We start from the raw sequence: 16404 nt of genomic DNA on the forward strand, positions 1-16404 counted from the left end.
TCACACCCCCTCGGCCGCGAGCAGGGTGAGCGCCGCCCGCTTGGCGTCCTGGGCCGCGAGGCCGTCCGGGTCGTGGTGGTCCGCGACGACCGTGGCGCCCTCCAGCAGGATCAGCAACTGCCGTCCCAGGCGCGCCGGTTCGGGTGCTCCGGCTCGCTCGGCGATGGTCGTAAGGAGGTCCCGGTAGCGGCCCAGATGGCGGTCGGCGACCGGGCCTGCGGGCGGTGCGTGGTGCTGGGTCGCGGCGTTGACGATCGCGCAGCCGCGGAAGCCGGGTCGGCGGTACCAGTCGCCCAACGCGTCGAAGAGGGCCGCCAGTTGGGCGCGCGGGTCGGCGCCCGCCTCCTCGACCGTGGCCGTGAGCCACTGCACGACTCGGTCGCTGCGTGCCGTGAGGACGGCCTCCACGAGGCCGTCCTTGGAGCCGAAGTGGCGGTAGAGCGTCTCTTTGGACGCGCCCACCGCGCGGCACAGCTCGGCCACGCCGACGCCGTCGAGACCGCGCTCGTAGAAGATCTCGGTCGCCGAGGCGAGGAGCGCCGCGCGGGTGCGCTCCGGATCGAGGGTCGTGCCTTTCGGTACGGGCATGGATGAGATGGTACCGATCGGTTCGATGATGGTCCAGGGAGTGGGCCTGCCTCGATAAACTGGGCGTCGTGCCAGATCAGACAGCGGAACCGACCGAACTGCGCGCCGACTGCGGGCGGTGCTTCGGGCTGTGCTGTGTCGCGCTGCCCTTCGCCCGCTCCTCGGACTTCGCGATCGACAAGAAGGCCGGCAGCCCGTGCCGGAACCTGCGGGAGGACCACCGGTGCGGTATCCACTCCCGGCTGCGGCAGGAAGGCTTCAACGGCTGCACGGTCTACGACTGCTTCGGCGCCGGGCAGAAGATCTCCCAGGTCACCTTCGGCGGGCGCGACTGGCGTGAGGGGTCGAAGGAGGACGCCCGGCAGATGTTCGACGTCTTCCCGGTCGTCCGGCAACTGCACGAACTGCTCTGGTACCTCATCGAAGCGCTGACCCTCCCGGCCGCCCGCCCGGTCCACGCCGATCTGCGCCGGCTGCTGGAGCGGACCGAGGAGCACACTCGCCGCCCGCCGGAGGAACTGACCGCACTGGACGTGGGCGCGCACCGGCAGGAGGTCAACGTCCTGCTGCTCAAGACCAGCGAGCTGGTGCGGGCGGGCATCGGTGGTCGCAAAAAGGAGCGCCGGGGCGCCGACCTGATCGGGGCCAAGCTCAAGGGCGCCGATCTGCGCGGCGCGAACCTCCGCGGCGCCTACCTCATCGCCGCCGACCTGACCGGCGCCGATCTGCGCGAGGCGGACATGATCGGCGCCGACCTGCGCGACGCCGACCTCACCGACGCGGACCTGACCGGCGCCTTCTTCCTCACCCAGCCGCAGGTCAACGCGGCCCGGGGGAGTGCGGGGACCCGGCTGCCGGGCTCAGTCACCCGTCCCGTGCACTGGACAACGTAGGTCCTGCGAAGGGGAGTTGTCCGGGGCGGGTGCGGCCGACGCGCTCGCCGTCCGTCGCTCCAGGTGCAGGCGCAGGCCGTCCGGCATCAGCGTGAGCCGCTCGGTCACGCGCAGCCGGTAGTCCGGATCGGGCCGCAGTTCGTAACGGCGCAGCAGCAGGCCGAGCACCAGCGTGGCCTCGTGCAGTGCGAACTGTCGCCCGATGCACGCCCGCGCGCCCGTTCCGAACGGCTTGAAGGTGTGAGCGGCCCGGGAGCGTACGGACTTCGGGTCGAAGCGGTCGGGGTCGAAGTGCTCGGCGTCGGCGCCCCACACCTCCGGGTCGCGGTGCAGCATCGCGGTGAGGACCAGCGCCCACGCGCCGCGCCGCATCGGATGGCCGCCCGCAAGGACCGTGTCCTCGCGGGCCTCCCGGGCGAAGGCCGGCGCCGTCGGCCACAACCGCAACGCCTCGTCCAACACCCGCCGCACATAACGCAACTTGGCGACCTGGTCGTACCCCGGCACCTCGGCGTCGCCCCAGACGCCGTCCACCTCGGCGCGCGCCCGGGCCGCGACCTCGGGGTGCAGGGAGAGGTAGTGCAGGGCGAAGGAGAGCGCGCCCGAGGTCGTCTCGTGCCCGGCCACCAGGAACGTGATGACCTGGCGCCGGACGTTCTCCGCGGACAGTCGCTCGCCGGTCTCCGGATGCGCCGTCTCCAGCATCCGGTCGAGCAGATCCCCGTCACCGTCGGCGTCCGAGGCGCGCCGGGCCCGGACGAGTTCGTCGACCGTGTTGTTGAGATACGAGATGTCGGCCGCGTTGCGCCGCGAGGCGCCCCGCAGCAGGTACGGCGCCAGCGGCGAGGGCACCGTGTTGAGTCGTTGCGCGTAGGTGAGCGTGCCGACCATCGCGGAGACGAAGGGGTGCGGCCGGGTGCGCTCGAAGGACCCGAAGTCGTGCCCGAACCCGGTGCGCGCGATGGTCTCAAGGGTCAGCTTGGTCATGTCGCCGGGCACGTCCACCGCTCGCCCCGACGTCAGCTCGCGGTCCCAGTGGTCGGTGAGCCGCCCGGCCACCGCCAGCATCATCGGGTGGTAGGCCTCCATGGCCTCCCGGCTGAAGCCCGGCGCCAGGACGTCGTGCGCCAACTGCCAGTTCGGCTCGTGGTTGTAGGCCGTGAACAGCCCGTCGCCCGCCACCGGCCGCAGATTGGCGATCCCAAGACCCACGTGCTTGGCGAAGCGCGACTCGTCCGCCATGTCGGCCGCGGGCTCGGCGCCCCACACGAACACGAACTCCTTGCCGAACGCCTTGCGCCGGAACACCGGGCCCAGCTGCCGGGCGTAGCGCAGGGTGTCCTGGAGCGGGGTGCGCCGACTGGCGCCGATCACGTCACCGAGGAAGGGGACCCGGTGCGGCGGATGCGGGATGCGGCGCAGCTCCGGCCAGCCCTGCTCGGCGCTGCGGAAACCCTTCGGCAGTCCGTTCCCGCCCGTCGGCCTCGTCTCCGTGTCCGTCTCCGCCATGACGCGATCTCCCTTGATGCAGCGGCAGGTTGAGCATGTTGTACGTGGGTTCAATAGCGAGATTCAGTCTGATCCCCTTATTGAACTCGCGTCAAGTAAAGTGCGGGGATGGTCGCGAACCAGGGCGAGCGCACGCGCCGCCGACTCAGCACCGAGGCGCGCAGGGAGCAGCTGCTGTCGGTGGGAGCGCGGCTGTTCTCGGAGAGCCCGTACGACGAGGTGTGGATCGAGCAGGTCGCCGAGATCGCCGGGGTCTCCCGTGGCCTGCTCTACCACTACTTCCCGACGAAGCGGGACTTCTTCGCGGCGGTGGTCGAGCGCGAGAGCGAGCGCATGCTGCACATGACGGCGGCCGTGCCCGGGGTGCCGGCGCGTGAGCAGCTCACCGCCGGTCTCGACACCTATCTGGCGTACGTGGAGACGCACGCCCACGGCTTCCGGGCCTTCCATCGCGCCGACGCGGCCGGTGACCAGGCCGTGCGGCGGGTCTATCAGCGGGCGTTGGCGGCCGAGGAGCGGCAGATCCTGCTGGCCCTCGCCGCGGACCCGGAGTTCGGCCCGCTTTTCGGGGAGCGTCCCGATGTCCGTCTCGCGGTCCGTGGCTGGCTGGCGTTCACGACCGCCGTGTGCCTGGAGTGGCTGCGGGACTCGGAGTTGACGCGGGAGCAGGTGCGGGACCTGTGCGCCCGGGCCCTGCTGGGAGTCATCGCCTGAAGGGAATCGCCCTGGGGGACGCGCCGAGCGCGCCCGCGTGGTTGGCGTGCGCCTCGATCTTCGGTAAGTTAGGCAAGGCTTACCTAAGGAGGTTCGGAATGGGTGACAGCCAGGCCTGGACGGCCGCGCCCCCCGCCGCGGAACGCGCCCGCTCGGTGCTCGCCGCCGCGTGGTCCTGCGCGGTGACGGGGGAGGGCGGCCGCGAGGAGTTCGTCGGCGCGCACACCGTGACCGACGACGGCCGGGTGCTGGTGCAGGTGCCCGAGGACAGCGCGCTCAACGCGGCCGCGATCTGCGCGCCCCGCGGCGAGCCGTCCGCCGTCCTGGAGTTCGCCGACGTCGCGCCCGTCCCGGTCCGCAACCGCATCCGGGCCAGGCTCTGGCTCGCGGGGTACTTCGCCCCCGAGGACGGCCAACTCGCCTTCCAGGCAACCCGCGTGGTGCTGCGCCCGCCCACCGGCGCGGTCGTCGTCGCCCTCGACGAGTTCGCCTCCGCCGCACCCGACCCGCTCGCCGGCGCCGAGGCCCGGCTGCTGACGCACCTCGCCGACTGCCACGCCGACGCCGTCGAGCGGCTCACCCGGCTCGTCGATCGCGACAGTCTGCACGGCGCGGTCCGCGTCCAGCCCCTCGCCGTGGACCGGCACGGACTGACGCTGCGCATCGAGCGCAACCGCACCCACGGCGACGTACGACTGCCCTTCCACAAGCCCGCCGACGACGTCGGACAGCTCACGGAGCGCATGCACGTCCTGCTCACGCAGGCGAGCAGCGCGTCCTGCCCGCGCCCGCTACAGCGGCAGCGCACAGACGGCGACGGGTGAGGCGAACGGCTCGCCGGTGAGCCGGAGTTCACCGCTGGCCTCGTCCACGTGGAAGACGCTGACCGTGCCGGACTTCTGGTTCGCCGCGAACAGCAGTGTCCCGTCCGGTGAGAGGGCGATCTGGCGCGGGAAGTCACCGGACACCGGGACCGTGTCGAGCAGTCGCAGCCGCGCGCCGTCCGCCTCCACGGCGTAGCGCGCCAGGCTGTTGTGACCCCGGTTGGCCAGGTAGGCGAAGGCGCCGTTCGGCGTGACCACGATCTGCGCCGGGTAGTTGGTGCCGGAACCCGAGCCGGTGGCCTGCGGCGCGCCGATCGTGAGGCGGCCGGTGGACGGGTCGTAGGCGCAGACCGCGACCGTGTCGTCGACCTCGTTCGCCAAGTAGGCGTACCGGCCGCCGGGATGGAACGTCAGATGGCGCGGACCGGCACCCGCGCGGGTCTGCGCGCGGGACGTCTCGGTGAGCTTGCCGGTGCCCTCGTCCAGTCGGTAGGTGTAGACGGTGTCGGTGCCCAGGTCGACGGCGAGCACGTGGCCGCCGTCCGGGCTGGTGATGAACTGGTGGGCGTGCGGGCCCTGTTGACCCGGTCCGGGCGCCGGGCTGGAGTGCGTCACCAGGTCGGTGCGCTCGCCGATCGCGCCCGAGCCGTCGATCGGATGCACGGCCACGCTGCCCGAGGTGTAGTTCGCGCTCAGCAGCCACTTGCCGCTCGGGTGCACGGAGAGATGGCAGGGACCCGCCCCGCCCGTGCTGCGGCTGCCCAGGACCTTGCGGTCGGCGATGCGCACTGCGGTCACGGCGCCGGCCTCGCGCTCGTTCACCGCGTACAGGGTGCGGCCGTCGGGGTGCACCGCGAGGTACGACGGGTCGCCGACGCCGGTGACCGTGCCCGTACCGGTGATCTCTCCGGTCGCGGAGTCGTAGGTGGCGAGGCCGATGCCCTTTCCGCCGCCGTCGACGGAGGTGTAGGTGCCGAGGTAGAGGGGGCGGGGGCCGGTGGGCTCCGGCGCGGGCCGCTGTCCGGTGGCGGGCTGGTCCTTCTGGGCCACCGCCTGGTCGGGAGCGGTCGCGGAAGACGTCTGCGTGGCGGACGTCGGCGTGGATCTGGGCGGGGCCGGCGCGGGCAGCGCCGTCACGGCGGCCGCTCCCGCGAGCGCACCCACGAAACGGCGCCTGCTCCAGCCGCCGTTCTTCGCTCCAGTCCCACTGCTCATGTCCGCACCTCAGGTGATCGGTCGCCCCGGTCGTGACAGCCACCTTGACGTGGACCACCCGGCACATGCAAGAACGGCACCGGGCGTTGCGGGGAGTGCAACGCCCGGACGTGCCGCAGGAGTGTCCCTGCCGTGCGAGAAGCCGTGCTTCACGAAACGGCGTGACCTACCAGTCGCTGTGCTCCGCGAAACGGCGTGACCTACCAGTCGCCGTCCTCGACCGGCTTGCCCGGCGCGTCGCCCAGCGGCTTGACCTGGTGCGGAGCGGGCGGCTCCCAGGGCTCGTGGTCGTCACCGAGCCAGTCGCCGACCGGCTTCACGCCCTCCAGCGTGTCCGTGGGGGCGAGATCCTGCGCGTCCTGGTCGTAGTAGTCGTACCAAGGCAGCCCCGCGCGCGTGTACGCGGCCCGGTCCACCGGCGACGGCGGGGGAGCCTCGCCGGTGATGCGGCGCCACTCCGGAGGCGTCACCAGGTGGACGAAGACGCGCCCGGCGGGCTCCTCGGCCCAGTCCTTGAGCGGCCGGTCGTCCGTGTAGACCTCCTGCCGCATCGAGCCGCCGACACCGAGGCCCATCTCAAGCGTGGGCTTCCGCCGGGCCGCCGCCGGAACCGGCCCGCCACTCGGAGCGGGGGGCGCCATGGACATCGCCGCGCCGTAACCCCCGGCCGCCATGGGCATCGCCGGCGGCCGCTCGGCCCGGCGCCGCTCCTCCGCCCGCCACTCGGCCAGCTTCCGTTCCTTGAGCGGGAAGGACTGAAGCTGTACGCCGCCCCAGACCTCCTCGCCGGTGACCTGGCCCTCGACGGTCGCGCCCAGGCCCAGCGGCACCGCCACGAACTGGCGGACCGTGCCCTTGCCGGAGTTGATCCCGTCCAGCCAGGGCTGGCGGGGCAGCACCACGTAGTTCTGCGGCTTCCGTGCGAGCCGGTCGCTCCACGGCTTCCCGGACACCGCGCACACCTTGCCGACCCCGACCTGGAGCGCGGCCGGCTCCGTCGTCCCGCCGAAGCTCAGCCACATCGCCTCGCGCAGGTACACCGGCAGCATCACACCACCGCGCGCACGCCACTTCTCGGGCACCGTGTCGGGAAAGTCGGCGACCCGCCGGACCGGGAACTCACCGAGCCCCGGCGGCAGCGGATGCGTGCCCGTCTCGGGCAGCCGCAGGGTACGGATGAACCGCACCGCCACTCCGCCCGTCAGCCGCAGTGTGTTCCCGTCGATCCGCACGCTGCTGTCGGTCATCCGCCGCCCCCTCGTAGCCGGTGCCGGAAACGTACGCCGCCCCGGTGACTTCGTCACCTAGAACGACGGTCGGTGCCGGGACGGTTCCTGCGCAGGGCATCCGGGACACGCGGCAGGTCGGATTCGTGGAGGGCCTCCTGGAGCCGGGTCAGCCGCGGCATGCGCTCGCGCTGCTCCTGGGAGACGCGGTCCAGCTCCTCAAGGAGCCGGCGCGAGCGGTGCTCGGTGTCCAGCTCGTCGAGGGTGCGGTTGACCTCGGTCAGCACGGCGCCGTAGAGCTGCCAGGTCCGGGCGTCGCGCTGGACCTCCTCCAGGAGCAGCAGGGCCAGCTTGTCCCGGGTGGCCGCGGCCTGCCGCAGCTCGGCGGCGAGCCGGGCCTCCGCCGACTCCGCGCTCTTGCTGACGTCGGAGGTGACCAGCACGGCGAAGCTGACCACGGCGTCCGCGACCTCCGACAGCAGCCGCTCCACCACGCTCCCCGTGTCGGCCGGGAACAGCGGCTCGGGGTCCCGTTCCTTCGCGAGGTCGGTGAAGGTGCGCGCGAGCACCCGCAGGACCACCGTGCAGATCTCCAGCGTGTCCAGCCCCGTCCGCAGGACCACCCTGTGCAGCAGCCCCTCACGCACGCGTGGATTGAGCCGCAGACTGTCCTCGGCCTGCCGCAGCGCCGCGTCCACGTCGATGATGTCGTGGTCGAGCCGGCGCGCCTCGTACAGCCGCTGGGTCGCGTGTTCCACCGGCGTACGCCCCGCGGCCTCCTCGCCCATCCGCAGCATCAGCCGCCGCACCCGCCGGGCCAGCCCCTCGATCGACTCGCCCGCCTCCTCCACCCACACCGGTGGCGCGAGGAGCAGATTGCAGCCGAGCCCGACGACCGCGCCGATCAGTGTCTCCACCACCCGCGCCCAGGCGGTGTCCCCGACGGTCGTCACCCCGAGCACCAGCATCGCGCTGATCGCCACCTCGGGCACGTACTCGTTGACCCGCACCAGCCGCCCCACGACCAGCGAGGCCAGGATCAGCAGCGCGAGACTCCACCAGGTCAGGCCGACCAGCAGGCTGAAGGCGATGGCGACCAGCACGCCGGCCACGACGGCGTTCACGCGGCGGATGCCGTTGGTGAGGGTGGCGTACAGGGTGACCTGGACGACCAGCAGGGCCGTCAGCGGGGCGGTGAGCGGCGCGGGCTCGGGGCTCAGGCGCAGGGCGATGACATAGGCGACCGTCGCCGCGACCGCCGATCGCAGCGTCTGCACGACCACGGGGTCCCTGCGACGCTTCACGAAGCGCACGAGGGACGCCCTCCACTCACGTACATCACGCATCCTCGGGCCCTTCCCCTTCTACCTTCGCATCGAACCCGTGATCGCGACCGGACATCGGGACCGGGCCGCGGGACGGGACGTCGAAGTCCGTGAGCGGAGGAGAACCCCCGTCGTCGACCCCGGGTTCTCCGCACCCTGGGACGGAGGACTGCCGGATGGTCGAGATCGTGCCCGCCACGCGAGCCTCGGTTCATGACAAGGCATCGGACCGCGATCGTCCTGACCCTGCTCCTGGGCCTCGGAGCCACCGCCACCGTCACACCGGCCGTCGCTGCGGCGCCACCTCGACCGGGCCCGACCGTCGTCGACGCGCTCGACCGCGCCGCCCACCCCCTGCGGACCGTCGAACCGGGCGGCGACACCCGGGACTTGAGCCCCCTCGACCGGATGATCGGCGGTGCACGGGTCGTCGGCCTGGGCGAGGCCACCCACAGTTCGCACGACTTCTTCGCCCTCAAGGACCGAGTCTTCCGGCACCTGGTGGCGGAGAAGGGCTTCCGTACCTTCGCCCTGGAGGCGAGTTGGAGCACCGGACTGCGCCTCGACGACTACGTGGTGCACGGCAAGGGCGACCCCCGGCGCATCATGCGGGAGGAGTTCCAGCGCGACTACCTGTGGTGGAACAACGCGGAATACCTCCAACTCGTCGAGTGGATGCGGTCGTACAACATCCACCACCCCGACGACCCGGTCCGCTTCATGGGCGACGACCTCGCCTGGACGGGCGCCGAGGTGTACGACGAGGTCGCGGACTTCGTGGCCGCGACGCACCCCGCGTCGAGCGCACGGCTCGCCGCGCTCTACCGCGGCCTGCGGCCCGATGTGCCGACGGGGGCATACATCGAGCGGTACCTGAACAAGCCCTACGCCGAGCGCATGGACATGGCGCGGCGCACGGTCGAGGCCCTTGACCTGGTGCGACGGCAGGCGCCGGGCGCGGACCGGGAGGCCTACGAGTGGGCCGTGCAGCAGGCCACGGCGATCGACCGGACGGCCCGGCAGTACGCCTTCGACTTCGAGGACCCGGCCCAGATCGCCGGGGCGATGCGCTACCGCGACGAGGCCATGGCCGCCAACACCGTCTGGTGGCAGCGGCACACCGGCACCAAGGTGCTGCTGTCCGCGCACGACGCGCACATCGGCTATGTGTCGAGCGATCCCGCCCATTACCCCAAGATGCAGGGCGCGTTCCTGCGTGACCGTCTCGGCGCGGGCTATGTGAGCGTCGGACTGACCTTCGACCGGGGCTCGTTCAACGCCACCGGACCCGACGGGGCCATCCACCATTGGACGTTGGGACCGGCGCCCGCGGGCAGCAACGAGGAGACCCTCGACCGGGCCAGGGCCCGTGACTACGTCGTCGACCTGAGGTCCGTCGGATCACCGGCCCGCGAATGGCTCGCCGGCGCCCGGCCGACCCGCACCATCGGCACCGACTACCCCGACGGCCCGTACGACATCGCCCTCGCCCGCACCCACGACGTCCTGATCCACCTGCACCGGGTGTCGGCGGCCCGGCTGCGCGACCGGTAGCCGGCCGCCATCGACGCGGCGGCGTCAGACGTACAACTTGTCGATGAAGGAGGACAAGTTGCCCGTGGTCCGGGCGATCTGCTCGGTCAGGGTCAGGCTCTCCTCGAAGCGGGCGCCGCTCTGGGAGATCTTCTTGCCGCGTACGTAGAGGGAACAGGCCAGGTCGGCGCACATGTACAGGCCGACGGAGTTGCCGTCGCGGCCCGCCTGGCCGGCCTTCCGCGCGGTCATGAGCGAGACGCCACCGCGCGGGTGGGTCGTCAGGCACAGCGAGCACATGCTGCGGTGCATGTAGCCGTGCTGCGCGGGCGGGAAGCGCAGGGTCACGCCCACGAGTCCCGTCTCCCGCTCCATGACGAGATAGCTGCGATCGGGGGCCCCGGGATCGCGCCAGCCGAGGAAGTCCAGGTCGTCCCAAGGATGTTGGTCGAGGTCGCGGGGGACCGCGAGGCGTTTGGCCTCTCCCTTCGAGCAGTTCACAAATGAGTTGCGGATGTCGTGCTCGGTGAGTGATCTCATGAAGGGGCTCCTGGGTCGGCCGACGGGTCCCGCCGGGGGAAACCTAGGGTTCCTAGGTTCTGGGCGATGGTATATAGCTTAAGCGAGGGGAAGCCAATGGATTTCGGGCACGTCGGGTCGCCGCCGGCTCGCCGGGCGCTGAGGCATGTCGCGGCCCGGTCCGCGGGCCCGGCTGTCTCCCCGGACCTCCGGATCACCTTGAATTTCCATCCGGACCGGTTCGCGGCCGACCTCCCTGTCCTCCTACGGCTGGTTCAGGACGGCGCCTACCACTCGCAGTTCGTCACGGGCACCAGCAACGGCGGCCTCACCGCGCACCCCGGTGGCGACCGCTGGCGCTGGGAGAGCCGGATCTTCGGCGGTGCCTACGACGATGCCGTCGCGCACGACAGACCCGTCTACGGCGCCCTGAACTTCCGGCACCAAGTGGTGGGCGCCGCCCCGCGGTTCGGCTCCTCGCACTTCCGGCTCGCACCGGCCGCACTGGCCCGCGCCACCTTCTGCTACCCCGACAGCGCGGCCGAGCCGACCGACTTCGGCGTCGCCGCCGGCATGTCCCTCATCGCCCAGGCCGAGGCCGACGAGCAGGACGCCCTCGACGACTACATCGAGGCACAGGTGCACGGCGGTGTCGGGCTGGCCGAGGACGTGGAGGCCCTGGTCCTGGACGCCTGCTACCGGGGCACACCGGTCGAGACCGCGGCCCGGCGCCTGCCCTGCGCGGTCGAGTGGCACCCGGGGTACGTCCTGTCCGTCCCGGACCTGCTCCGGCACGCCGACTACCGCGGGCAGGAGTACGTCGACCTCGGCGCCCGGATCGCCGAGGACGGCCGGATCGACCCACGGATCATCGGCGACGCGGCCCGCACCGGCCGCTACGAGCTGCAGGACCTGAAGAAGGTGTGGCACACACTGGCTCGATTCGGGGCACCGGAGGGCGCGGGGACGGCGAACGGGGTGGTCGCACCGGTCGGGCTCACGGAGGGCCGGTCAGGGCCGGTAGCGAACCCGCCGGAGGGGATGGCGAGCCTTCCGCAGGAGACCGCGAGCCCGCGCTAGCCGGCGTCCGAGCCCCCACCCGCCGGCACCGGCGGCCACACCCCCGCCGCGAGCACCCCCGTCGCATACGCCCGCGCCACCAGCTCCGTCCGATTCGCCGCGCCCCACCGGGCCGACAGCCGCCGCAGGTGATAGGTGACGCCGTCCGTGGTGAGCCCGGTCTCGCGGGCCGCCCTGGCGGTGGTGGCGCCCCCGGCGAGCAGCGCCAGGATCCGGGCCTCCACCGGCGTGACCCGCTCCGGTGACTCCACGCTGGGCTCGCGCTCGCCGAGGACGCGCAGCATCACCAGCAGGGCGGGAGTGTCCTCCACGGTGTCGCTCACCGGATCGGCGGTGAGCTCCCCGTACCGCTCGGCCCCGTCCTCGGCCCGCCACCGCACCGACACCTGGTAGCGCGACCGGTGCCGCAGTCGCAGCGCCTCCGCGATCCGCTCGACCTGTGTCGTCTCCTGCGGCCGGAACAGCTCCAGCACATCGCGGCCGCGCAGCCGCCCCGGAGTCGTACCGCACTCCGCAGCCATCGCCGGATTGGCCAGCTGGACCATGCCGTACACATCGCACACCGCGACCGGCACCGCGACCCGGTCGAAGACCATGAGGGCACGGTTGCGCCACACCACCGCCTCGGGCCGGGTCCAGTCCATTCGCATCTCCTCGGGTTCAGCGCAAGGGCCACGCGTGTTTGGCCACTACACAATCATGTAGTGCGGCAGCGCAGAGCCCCGCCCCACCTGGACCAACCTGGATCGCAGTACTCCCGTACCGCGAAAGGCAGTTGTCGCGCCATGCCCCCCACCGCGCTGCACCCCCACACGCCCCGATCCACCGACACCCACCCGGACGTCCCCGTCGTCGACATCACCGCCACCGGACCCGGACACACGCCGATCCAGCAGGTCATGGACCTCATGCGGGAGCACGGGCCGGTGCTCGTGCGGCGGTTGCACGGGCGGGACGTGCTGTTCGTGAGCGATCTGGATCTGGTGGCGGACCTCGCCGACGAGAAGCGGTTCGCCAAGCATGTCGGGCCGGCCCTGGAGAACGTCCGGGAGTTCGCCGCCGACGGGCTGTTCACGGCGTACAACGACGAGCCCAACTGGGCCAAGGCGCACGACATTCTGATGCCCGCCTTCGCGCTGGGCTCGATGCGGACCTATCACCCCGTGATGCTGGACGTGGCCCGTCGGCTCATCGGCTCCTGGGACCGCGCCGCCGGTGCCGGGCAGGCGGTGAACGTACCCGACGACATGACGCGGATGACCCTCGACACCATCGGGCTCGCCGGGTTCGGCTATGACTTCGGGTCGTTCGGGCGGGACGAGCCACACCCGTTCGTCGAGGCGATGGTCCGCTGCCTGGAGTGGAGCATGAACCGGCTCGCCCGCACCCCGGGCCAGGACCACTCCGCCGCCGACGCGGCCTTCCGGGACGATGCCGACTACCTGGCCCAGGTCGTCGACGACGTCATCGCCTCCCGCACCGGCGCCGACCGGCTCGATGCCGAGGACCTGCTCGGGCTGATGCTCACCGCCCGCCACCCCGCCGACGGCAGCACGCTCGACACCGCCAACATCCGCAACCAGGTCATCACCTTCCTGATCGCCGGGCACGAGACGACCTCCGGCGCGATGTCCTTCGCGCTGTACCACCTCGCCAAGGACCCCAGCGCGCTGCGACTCGTCCAGCGCGAGGTCGACGCGCTCTGGGGCGACCAGGCGGACCCCGAGCCGACGTACGAGGAGGTCGGCAGGCTGACGTACACCCGGCAGGTGCTCAATGAGGCGCTGCGGCTGTGGCCGACGGCCGCCGCCTTCAGCCGGCACGCACTGGCCGACACGCTGCTGGGCGGCCGGATCCCGCTGCGCGCCGGACAGGCCGTGACCGTGCTGGCGCCGATGCTGCACCGGCAGCCCGTCTGGGGCGACAACCCCGAGCTGTTCGACCCCGCCCGCTTCACCCCGGAGGCGGAGGAAGCACGCCCGGTACACGCCTTCAAGCCCTTCGGTACCGGTGAACGCGCTTGTATCGGGCGGCAGTTCGCGCTGCACGAGGCGACCATGCTGCTGGCCATGCTGGTCCACCGCTACCGGCTGCACGACCACGCCGACTACGCGCTCCAGGTGAAGGAGACCCTCACCCTCAAGCCCGAGGGCTTCACCCTGACGCTGACTCCGCGCACGTCCGCCGACCGGACGCACGGCCCGGTGCCCGGCGTGATTCCCACGACCACCGACGCCGTGACCGCCCCGGACACCCTCCCCGCCCGCGTCCGCCCCGGCACCCGCGCCCTCTTCCTGCACGGCAGCAACTACGGCACCTGTCGTGAGTTCGCCGCCCGACTCGCCGACGAGGCTGCCGAGCTGGGCTGCGAGACGGAGGTCGCGTCCCTCGACGCCTTCAGCGCAGGCCTGCCCACCGACCGGCCCGTCGCCATCACCGCCGCCTCCTACAACGGCCGCCCCACCGACGACGCCACCGCCTTCGCCGACTGGCTGGAGGACACCCACGACCTGACGGACGTCGACTACGCCGTCCTCGGCGTCGGCGACCGCAACTGGGCCGCCACCTACCAGCACTTCCCGACCCGGATCGACGAACGCCTCGCCGAACTGGGCGCCGTCCGTCTGATCGACCGCGTCGCCGCCGACGCCTCCGGCGATCTCACCGGCGCGGTACGGGAGTTCACGGCCCGGCTGCGCACGGCCTTGCTGGAGAAGTACGGCGACCCGGACGCCACCCCGGCCGAAAGCGAGCCCACGAGCGCCTACGAAGTCCGCACCCTGACCGGCGGCCCCCTGGACGCCCTTGCCGAACGGCACGACCTCATCCCCATGACCGTCACCGAGGCCCGCGACCTCACCGCCCCCGGACACCCGCGCCGCAAGCGCCTGGTCCGCGTCGCCCTCCCGGACGGCACCACCTACCGCACCGCCGACCACCTCACCGTCCTGCCCGTGAACGCCCCAGCCCTCATCATTCGCGCCGCCACCGCACTCGGCGTCGACCCGGACGAAGTCCTGGACATCCGCGCGACCCGCCCCCGCCGCGACGGACTCGCGGTGGACCGGCCTGTGACGGTACGTCAACTACTCGCGCACCACGTCGAGTTGCAGGAGCGCCCGACTCCCGCCCAGGCTGCCGCGCTCGCCGCCGCCAACCCCTGCCCGCCCGAGAAGGCCGCCCTCGCCGCGCTCACCGCCGACGACCCGCGCACCCTCGTCGAGGTGATCGAGGACCACCCCGCGCTGCGCGGCGCCCTGAGCTGGCCGCAGCTCCTGGAGATCCTCACCCCGCTGCGCCCCCGCCACTACTCCGTCTCCTCCTCGCCCGCCGTCGACCCCGCCCACGTCGACCTGATGGTGTCCCTGCTGGAGGCGCCCGCCCGCTCGGGCAACGGCGTCTACCGGGGCACGGGTTCGGGCTATCTCGCCGACATCGAGCCCGGCGACACGCTGTACGCCCGGATCCAGCCCTGCCGTGAGGCCTTCCGTATCGACCCCGGCGACACCTCGACCCCGCTGATCATGGTGGCGGCCGGCACCGGCCTCGCGCCCTTCCGTGGCGCCGTCGCCGATCGCACCGCCGCCCGCGCCGACGGCACCGAACTCGCCCCCGCGCTCTGCTACTTCGGCTGCGACGCACCCGACGCCGACTTCCTGCACGCCGAGGAACTGCGCGCCGCGGAGATCGCCGGAGCCGTCTCCATCAGGCCGGCCTTCAGTGCCCTCCCGGACAACGGCGTGACCTACGTGCAGCACCGCATCGCCGCCGAGGCCGACGAGGTCTGGGCCCTGCTCGGCGCCGGGGCCCGTGTCCTGGTCTGCGGCGACGGATCACGTATGGCACCCGGTGTACGGGATGCGTTCCGTACCCTGTACCGAAACCGCACGCCCGACGCGGACGAGGCGGCGGCCGACAACTGGATCAACGGGCTGATCGCGGACGGACGGTACGTCGAGGACGTGTACGCCGCCGGCTGAACCGAACGGGGAGAGGTGGGCGCACAGTGACGGACACCTGGGAACGGGCCCGACGCGTGCTGGAGGCGGCCGGTATCCCGCCCGAACGGCTCGCCCGCCTCACCCCCTTGACCGGCGGCACCTACAACTCCGTAGAGGATCTCCGCCTCACCGACGGCGCCCGCTACATCCTCAAGGTCGCCCCCGACACCGAGGGCCTGCGCCACGAGCACCGACTCCTCGTCTCCGAGGCGGAGTTCTACGAGGGGGCGGCGCACGTGGACGTACCGGCCCCGCGGGTCGTGGCGGCCGGCGGACCGTGGCTGCTCATGACCGTCTGCCCCGGCGAGCCCTGGGGCGACTCGCTCCACGCCGACGAACAGGTGGACCTGCGTACGGAGTTGGGCCGTCTGGTGGCCCGCCTGCACCGCGTCACCGGGCCGGGGTTCGGCTATCCGTCCGGCGCCCTCGGCCCGCTCGCCCCCGACTGGCGGGCGGCCTTCACCGGCATGCTCGACGCCGTCCTCGACGACGCCCGCCGCTATCGGCCCCGACTGCCCCGCCCCGTCGACGAGATCGCCCGCACGCTGCGAACCGCGTACGACGCGCTCGACCAGGTCACCGACCCGAGCCTCGTCCACTTCGACCTGTGGCCGGGCAACATCCTGGTGGACCGCTCGACGCCCTGGGCGAGCATCGGCGGGCTGATCGACGGGGAGCGGATGTTCTGGGGCGACCCCCTCGCGGACTTCGTCTCGTTGGCGCTGCTGGGCGACATCAGGAAGGACGAGGCGTTCCTCGCGGGCTACCGGGAGGCGGGCGGCCGGGCCGAGTTCGACGTCCCGGCCCTGCTGCGGCTCGCGCTCTACCGCGCCTACCTCTACCTGATCATGCTCACCGAAGTGGTCCCGCGCGGCGGGGACACCGGACCCGACAGTTGGGTCCAGGAAGCGGTCGCCCCGGAACTCGTCGCGGCGCTGGACCATATCGAAGAGCTCTCCAGCAGGTCCTGACTTTCC

The 16404-nt window shown here is 72.2% G+C and carries 14 protein-coding genes; 7 read left to right on the forward strand and 7 right to left on the reverse strand.

The annotated features are described in order from the left end of the window. Nucleotides 1-588 (reverse strand): TetR/AcrR family transcriptional regulator, encoded by a 588-nt coding sequence (locus ACWDR3_RS09640; RefSeq protein WP_450351908.1) that lies wholly within the window; start codon nt 586-588, stop codon nt 1-3. A gap of 68 nt (nt 589-656) precedes the next feature. On the opposite strand from ACWDR3_RS09640, the gene ACWDR3_RS09645 reads away from it, so the two are divergent. Beyond that, nucleotides 657-1481: a pentapeptide repeat-containing protein gene (locus ACWDR3_RS09645; protein WP_450351909.1), complete on the forward strand. Its 825-nt coding sequence runs from the start codon at nt 657-659 to the stop codon at nt 1479-1481. On the opposite strand, the gene ACWDR3_RS09650 is transcribed toward ACWDR3_RS09645, so the two are convergent. After that, entirely contained in the window at nt 1449-2990 is a 1542-nt protein-coding gene (locus tag ACWDR3_RS09650) for a cytochrome P450 (protein ID WP_450351910.1), read from the reverse strand. The two genes, ACWDR3_RS09645 and ACWDR3_RS09650, sit on opposite strands and share 33 nt — an antisense overlap. 108 nt (nt 2991-3098) lie before the next feature. Here ACWDR3_RS09650 and ACWDR3_RS09655 point away from each other — a divergent pair, with 108 nt between their 5' ends. Further along, nucleotides 3099-3704, forward strand: coding sequence for a TetR/AcrR family transcriptional regulator (locus ACWDR3_RS09655; protein ID WP_450351911.1), 606 nt, complete (start codon nt 3099-3101; stop codon nt 3702-3704). A 98-nt stretch (nt 3705-3802) separates the two neighbouring features. Then, nucleotides 3803-4528 (forward strand): DUF2470 domain-containing protein, encoded by a 726-nt coding sequence (locus ACWDR3_RS09660; protein WP_450351912.1) that lies wholly within the window; start codon nt 3803-3805, stop codon nt 4526-4528. Here ACWDR3_RS09660 and ACWDR3_RS09665 read toward each other — a convergent pair. The 3 genes from ACWDR3_RS09665 to ACWDR3_RS09675 form a co-directional block, all read right to left on the reverse strand. Beyond that, nucleotides 4496-5743: a beta-propeller fold lactonase family protein gene (locus ACWDR3_RS09665; protein WP_450351913.1), complete on the reverse strand. Its 1248-nt coding sequence runs from the start codon at nt 5741-5743 to the stop codon at nt 4496-4498. The two genes, ACWDR3_RS09660 and ACWDR3_RS09665, sit on opposite strands and share 33 nt — an antisense overlap. 200 nt (nt 5744-5943) lie before the next feature. Continuing rightward, nucleotides 5944-6990 (reverse strand): hypothetical protein, encoded by a 1047-nt coding sequence (locus ACWDR3_RS09670; RefSeq protein WP_450351914.1) that lies wholly within the window; start codon nt 6988-6990, stop codon nt 5944-5946. A gap of 53 nt (nt 6991-7043) precedes the next feature. Beyond that, nucleotides 7044-8315, reverse strand: coding sequence for an FUSC family protein (locus tag ACWDR3_RS09675; protein WP_450351915.1), 1272 nt, complete (start codon nt 8313-8315; stop codon nt 7044-7046). Nucleotides 8316-8507: 192 nt separating this feature from the next. Between ACWDR3_RS09675 and ACWDR3_RS09680 the strand changes: the two genes are divergently transcribed. After that, the gene (locus ACWDR3_RS09680; RefSeq protein ID WP_450351916.1) at nt 8508-9848 is read left to right on the forward strand and encodes an erythromycin esterase family protein; all 1341 of its coding nucleotides are present in this window, start codon (nt 8508-8510) and stop codon (nt 9846-9848) included. Between the two features lie 24 nt (nt 9849-9872). On the opposite strand, the gene ACWDR3_RS09685 is transcribed toward ACWDR3_RS09680, so the two are convergent. Then, nucleotides 9873-10367: an FBP domain-containing protein gene (locus ACWDR3_RS09685; RefSeq protein WP_450351917.1), complete on the reverse strand. Its 495-nt coding sequence runs from the start codon at nt 10365-10367 to the stop codon at nt 9873-9875. A gap of 96 nt (nt 10368-10463) precedes the next feature. Here ACWDR3_RS09685 and ACWDR3_RS09690 point away from each other — a divergent pair, with 96 nt between their 5' ends. Further along, a complete protein-coding gene (locus ACWDR3_RS09690) occupies nt 10464-11426 on the forward strand; it encodes a DUF3626 domain-containing protein (protein WP_450351918.1) in 963 nt (320 codons plus the stop codon). Here the strand turns inward: ACWDR3_RS09690 and ACWDR3_RS09695 are convergent. Continuing rightward, nucleotides 11423-12070 carry a PAS domain S-box protein gene (locus ACWDR3_RS09695; protein ID WP_450351919.1) on the reverse strand — a complete coding sequence of 216 codons (648 nt, stop codon included), beginning with the start codon at nt 12068-12070 and terminating at the stop codon, nt 11423-11425. The two genes, ACWDR3_RS09690 and ACWDR3_RS09695, sit on opposite strands and share 4 nt — an antisense overlap. A gap of 141 nt (nt 12071-12211) precedes the next feature. Here ACWDR3_RS09695 and ACWDR3_RS09700 point away from each other — a divergent pair, with 141 nt between their 5' ends. Together ACWDR3_RS09700 and ACWDR3_RS09705 are read left to right on the forward strand one after the other, a co-directional pair. Continuing rightward, a complete protein-coding gene (locus tag ACWDR3_RS09700; RefSeq protein WP_450351920.1) occupies nt 12212-15406 on the forward strand; it encodes a cytochrome P450 in 3195 nt (1064 codons plus the stop codon). Between the two features lie 26 nt (nt 15407-15432). Beyond that, nucleotides 15433-16398: a phosphotransferase family protein gene (locus tag ACWDR3_RS09705; protein ID WP_450351921.1), complete on the forward strand. Its 966-nt coding sequence runs from the start codon at nt 15433-15435 to the stop codon at nt 16396-16398. Nucleotides 16399-16404 lie beyond the last annotated feature (6 nt).

This window comes from Streptomyces sp. NPDC001002 (assembly GCF_053599215.1).